Annotated in this window: 7 protein-coding genes; 6 read left to right on the top strand and 1 reads right to left on the bottom strand. The window is 59.0% G+C overall.

Features of this window, described 5'->3' with window-relative positions:
* The first annotated feature begins 203 nt into the window (after window positions 1–203).
* Window positions 204–1376: a Fic family protein gene (locus tag ACERIT_RS15990; protein ID WP_373675853.1), complete on the top strand. Its 1173-nt coding sequence runs from the start codon at window positions 204–206 to the stop codon at window positions 1374–1376.
* Window positions 1377–2056: 680 nt separating this feature from the next.
* Here ACERIT_RS15990 and ACERIT_RS15985 read toward each other — a convergent pair.
* Window positions 2057–2221: a hypothetical protein gene (locus tag ACERIT_RS15985; protein ID WP_373675852.1), complete on the bottom strand. Its 165-nt coding sequence runs from the start codon at window positions 2219–2221 to the stop codon at window positions 2057–2059.
* Between the two features lie 273 nt (window positions 2222–2494).
* Here ACERIT_RS15985 and ACERIT_RS15980 point away from each other — a divergent pair, with 273 nt between their 5' ends.
* The 5 genes from ACERIT_RS15980 (at window position 2495) to ACERIT_RS15960 (ending at window position 5140) form a co-directional block, all read left to right on the top strand.
* Complete coding sequence (locus ACERIT_RS15980) at window positions 2495–3469, top strand: aldo/keto reductase (protein ID WP_373675851.1); 975 nt, start codon at window positions 2495–2497, stop codon at window positions 3467–3469.
* A gap of 63 nt (window positions 3470–3532) precedes the next feature.
* Window positions 3533–3931 (top strand): acyl-CoA thioesterase, encoded by a 399-nt coding sequence (locus ACERIT_RS15975; RefSeq protein ID WP_373675850.1) that lies wholly within the window; start codon window positions 3533–3535, stop codon window positions 3929–3931.
* Window positions 3932–4002: 71 nt separating this feature from the next.
* Window positions 4003–4242, top strand: coding sequence for a glutaredoxin family protein (locus ACERIT_RS15970; RefSeq protein ID WP_373675849.1), 240 nt, complete (start codon window positions 4003–4005; stop codon window positions 4240–4242).
* The gene (locus tag ACERIT_RS15965) at window positions 4239–4772 is read left to right on the top strand and encodes a cob(I)yrinic acid a,c-diamide adenosyltransferase (protein ID WP_373675848.1); all 534 of its coding nucleotides are present in this window, start codon (window positions 4239–4241) and stop codon (window positions 4770–4772) included. Before ACERIT_RS15970 ends, ACERIT_RS15965 begins: the two co-directional genes overlap by 4 nt.
* Window positions 4773–4852: 80 nt before the next feature.
* Window positions 4853–5140: a hypothetical protein gene (locus ACERIT_RS15960; RefSeq protein WP_373675847.1), complete on the top strand. Its 288-nt coding sequence runs from the start codon at window positions 4853–4855 to the stop codon at window positions 5138–5140.
* The last annotated feature ends 342 nt before the right edge of the window (window positions 5141–5482 follow it).

Genomic DNA, 5482 nt, shown 5'->3' with positions numbered 1-5482 from the left:
TACTACCTACGGTGAAACAGCCGGGAAGTAGGAACCCCTACTGAGCAGCTGTTTCACTCACAAAACCAGAGAAGAGAAAGATGCGTATCAAATCTATCCCCAGAAATACTGAGTAGTTGTGACGGTGCAATCAGCTACCCTGCTATTTTGATTTAGCACCAAAAATACCAATAGTGGCCAGCGTATTTGTAGGGATACCACTGATGGAGCGAGATGATTTCGACGAGACGGCCCCTGGTGAAATCGTTCCCACGACGACACCAAAGGGGACGTATTCGGCGTTCCGGCCGGACCCGCTTTCCCCCTCAATCAGTACTGAGCAACTCATTACACCGCTGGCGGAGGCGACACAGGCACTTGGTCGACTCCACGGCATCGGCCCACGTGTCGGCTCAAGAGAGATCCTAATCGAACCGTTCATTCGAAAAGAAGCGCTGGAATCCTCGCAAATCGAAGGGACACATGCCACCCTCTCGGATATCTACGCCTATGAGGCCGGACAAGAAGCTCTCATTGATGAAGACAGGCGGCAAGGCACCCAGGAAGTCGTGAACTATCTACACGCACTGACGCACGGATTGGATGCGATCACAGCTGGCGATCCAATCACCACCGAGTTGCTGTGTGAAATGCACGACCGATTGCTTTCAGGTGTCCGTGGAGACGAAGCCAATCCAGGAGAACTCCGCACGACCCAGAACTTCATCGGCAGTACGCCCTACATCCAAGACGCCAGGTACGTTCCGCCACCACCGAACGAGATTCCCGATCTTCTTGAAGATCTTCTTGAGTACGCGAACCGAGATACTGATCTCCATCCGCTTCTCCGGATCGGGCTGATTCACTATCAGTTCGAGACGATTCACCCGTTTCTCGATGGAAATGGACGGCTCGGACGGTTGTTGATCAGTCTCCTCCTGCAACGTGACGGTCTCTTGCCCGAGCCGTATCTCTACCTGAGTTCGTATTTCAACGCACAACGTTCAGAGTACGTCGATCATCTCTTGGCAGTCAGTCAGCGCGGCGAATGGGAAGAGTGGCTACTGTTCTTCTTACGTGGCGTACAGTCGCAGGCAGATGAGGCCCACCGGCGTGCAAACTTGCTGGTTGACCTCCGTGAGGACTATCAACAGCGCTACCAGAGCGAACGGTCTGAGAACATTCTAGAACTGGTCATGCGGCTCTTCGAAGATCCGTACCTTGACGTGAATACCGCGTCCGAGTGGCTGGATGTCGAGTATAGTACAGCCAACCGACTGATCGGACAGCTTGAAGATGACGGGATACTCGAAGAACTCACCGGGAAAGAGCGAAATCGGTTCTACCGGGCAAGCGAAGTCTTCAAGATAATCAACAAGCCGATCGACCAACTCTGAAGTACTGAGCAGACGGGGCTTGAGTCGTATGCATTGAGAGCGCCGGTCTCAACTTCTGGGAGATACAGTTTACTATCGCAATATGTGGTTTATACAACCGGTCACTCCTCCACTATCACGACGACAATCGACCGAGAATTCCCCGGACGGACGAGGATCTCCCCACATCGTGTTCACGAGTATGTCTCGGAGCAAACGGACCCGGTGCAGACGATTGGCGCTTGAACTTGAGAACGAATCCCACCGTGTGACCGAGAACATCGGGCGATAATCACCTGTACGACGACTACTTCTGGGATAGCCTCCCGGTCGGGCGTTGAAAGCCGGAGTAGTCCGGCGGGAACACGATCCGTCCTCGACGTCGTACACCGACCCCTTCCATGCACGTGTGCGGGCGGAAAGCGCAGTCCCCTGCTGAAACCACCACGCGGAGCCGCCAAGCACCTGCCTGAGAACGAGGGAGGTGGAGTCTTCACTCGTCGCTTCAGTATGGCGGTGTAGATCCGGGTGGTCGGGTTCTACTTCGAGAATCTTCGACGACACCCTCGTTCGCGTGCGGTTCGTTTTCGCGATTGACGAGCGTGAAATGGCGATCGGATCGAGCACGCCATGACTCAGATCCTGTGGTTGGACCGATCCGATCGATTCGCCGACGCAGTTGACCGCACTCGTGGCCGACGTCAGGCCGGAAGCGTGTCGATTCCGTTTACTTCGATGAATCCGAAGGAGCACTCCGGACACCGCCACTTCTGCTTCTCGCCGAGATGGAGCGTCATCGCTGCCGTTCGGTAGAACGTTTGCGACTCCTCACACCGCGGACAGTCGATCGATTTCTCCAGGGCCATACGTCCCGGTTCGATGGCGTTCCTGTTGAAGATGTTGTTTCCCGCGGAATCCGGCCGGTCGTCGGCGATCGCTCTCGCCTGTGATCCTCGTGTTGATCGGGGCTGATCGCTCGCTATCCGCCGCGGACGGGGTTCCGATCACGTGTGTCGCGACGGGGGGTGTATACGGTGTCCCGACACTTATATATCGTATGTCGCGATACGAAATGTGCCCTCATCGTTTCCGCTTCGTGGTATGATAGTGTTTATCTTCCTCGCGTCGATCGACTTTCCATGGAGTATACAACTCTCGGAGAGACCGGCATGGAGGTCAGCCGGATCTGTCTCGGATGTATGAGCTTCGGATCGAGCGACTGGCGACCGTGGGTGCTCGATCCCGAGGAGAGCGAGGAGCTGATCGATCGCGCCATCGAGTTGGGGATCAACTTCTTCGATACGGCCAACATGTACTCGAACGGCGAGAGCGAGCGCGTGCTCGGGAACGCACTCGAGGGACGCCGTGAACAGCAAGTGGTCGCGACGAAGTGTTACTTCCAGATGCAGGAGGACGACCCCAACTCCGGCGGGCTCTCACGAAAGGCGATCGAGCAGGAACTCGACGCCTCGCTGGACCGGCTCGGGATGGATACGGTCGATCTGCTGCAGATCCACCGGTGGGATGACGAGACGCCGATCGAGGTGACGCTCCGCGCGCTCGATGACGCGGTTCGACGTGGGAAGACCAGATACATCGGCGGCTCCTCGATGTGGACTCGCCAGTTCGCGGAGGCGCTTCACACGAGCGACCGTCTCGGGCTCGAACGGTTCCTCACGATGCAGAATCACTACAACCTCGTCTATCGCGAGGAGGAACGCGAGATGCTTCCGTTCTGTGATCAAAACGGGATCGGCGTCATTCCCTGGAGTCCGCTCGCGCGCGGATATCTCACTCGCCCCCACGAGGAGGTCGAGTCGACGACCCGCGGCGAGAACGAACAACGGTTGTATGAACACCCGTATCGAGAGGGCGGCGGTCCCGAGATCAACGAGCGTGTCCAAGAGCTGGCGGCCGAAAAAGGCGTCACGATGGCCCAGATCGGGCTGGCGTGGCTCTTCTCGAAGGACCACGTCGACGCGCCGATCGTCGGCACCACGAGCGTCGAGCATCTCGAGCAGGCCGTCGAGGCGCTTGACATCTCCCTCTCGGGAAGCGACGTCGCGTATCTCGAGGAACCCTACGAGCCGGTTCGGGTGTCGGGTCACGACTGATCGCGGGCCGAGCACCTGGCTCCCGTCCGATGACTACATGGTTCCAGTTGATCTCGATCCGACATGAACGCGTTCACCACGACCGTCGACGTTCGCTTTCGGGACATCGACGCGATGGGTCACGTCAACAACGCCGTCTACGCGACCTACCTCGAGCAGGCACGGACTGCGTACTTCCGTCAGGTGCTTGAGAAGGATCTCGCCGAGACCTCGACGGTGATCGCCACCCTCACCATTGACTATCACGATCCGGTCTACCGCGAGGACGAGTCGGTGACGATCGAGGTCGTCGCCTCCGAGGTGGGGACCTCAAGCATTCGGATGGAGTACACCGTCGCCACGGATCGGGGCGTAGCCGTGGAGGCTGAATCGGTGCAGGTGCTGTACGACGTCAAGACCGAGACACCGCGGCCGATTCCGGATCCCTGGCGCGCGACGATCCGCGAGTACCACGACGAGTAGACGGTTCGAGACGTCCCCGGCTCGGCCGTCGCGGCCGCCAACCTTGATACGCTCGCGGACCAACCCCCGCTATGGCAATTACCCTATACGCGCTTGAGGGCTGTCCGTGGTGTGACGCAGTTCAAGAGGCGCTTGAGGCGGTCGACGTGGAGTACGCGATCGAGTGGGTCGACCCGCTGCACTCGGATCGCGACGCGGTCAAACGCGTCAGCGGCCAGCGCGCCGTTCCCGTGCTCGTCGACGACGAACGCGGCGTCACCATGGCCGAGAGCGCGAACATCGAGACCTACGTGGAACGGACGCTCTCATGACTATCTACACGGGTCGCGGTGACGCCGGCCGGACCGACCTGCGAACGATGGAGCGGGTCTCGAAGACTGACCCCCGGATCGAGGCCTACGGTACCGTCGACGAGGCGAACGCGCTGATCGGGACCGTCCGGCCGACCGGATACACGGACGTCGACGAACTGCTTGCTGACATCCAGAACCAACTTCACGTCGTTCAAGCCGATCTCGCGAATCCGGATCCCGATCCGGACGATCCACGGGTCGATGACGACCACGTCGATGCACTGGAGACGGCGATCGACGACTTCGACGAGGAACTGGAGCCGCTCCAGTCGTTCGTCCTCCCCGGCGGTGGTGACTCGGGTGCGGCGTTACATCACGCGCGGGCGGTCGTCCGCCGGGCCGAGCGTCGAGCCGTCGAACTGGCCCGGACGGAGTCGATCAACGAGGCCGTCGTGGCATATCTCAATCGGCTGTCGGATGCGCTTTTTACCCTCGCTCGCGTCGCCAACGCCCGTGACGGCGAACGCGAAGACTCACCGACGTACTGATCGAGAGTGCTGGTGTGGGGTCCGGTACTCATTCTGTCGTCGCCACAAGGACTATATCCGTCGACGACTAATCAGTAGATATGAGTAAACACTTCGAAGACGCTCGGTACTACCTGGGTCGTGCGGCCGAACACGCCACCGCGGGCATCAAGGAGGAACTGGAGCCGATCGAGTCGCGGGTTCGAAAGCTCGTCGGCGAGGAGGAAGAGCCGGAGCCCTCGCGGGTCGACTCCATCAAGGAGGACTTAAGCGAGTTGGAAGAACGGGCCGAAGGCGAGGCACGCGAGGCCGTAGTTACTGCTCGCGAGAAGCTGGCGGCGTACCGTGGTTCGGAGACGGAAACGGAACCTGAGACGACCGAGGAGTAACTGCGTCGCCCGTCGCTTGCGGGTGACACGGTAATCCGTAAGTCGGAACGTCAGGTAGCGATGAGTAACGGATTGGTGATCTAGCCCGGTTATGACGGCTCCTTCACACGGAGCAGGCCGTCTTCCACTCGGTTTGAATCACCCTTTTTGGCCACTGACCTTTCACGACATTGAACTAGCACGGACACCCGCATTGATGGGGAATGGGTTCCGTTCTCTTGTTTTCAAAGAGACGCGCGTGTTTGTATTCGTACGGTGGTCCAACGTACGGTTTCGGGTCCCAAGCACGTCGTGCGAATCGTTTGACGGGCGCGATGAAATAATCGACCGATCGATCGACTC

Source organism: Halopenitus sp. H-Gu1 (assembly GCF_041821145.1).
In the GTDB taxonomy this organism is placed as follows: domain Archaea; phylum Halobacteriota; class Halobacteria; order Halobacteriales; family Haloferacaceae; genus Halopenitus.
The sequence above is the reverse complement of the archived record's forward strand: the minus strand, read 5'-3'. Positions and strand labels throughout refer to the sequence as shown.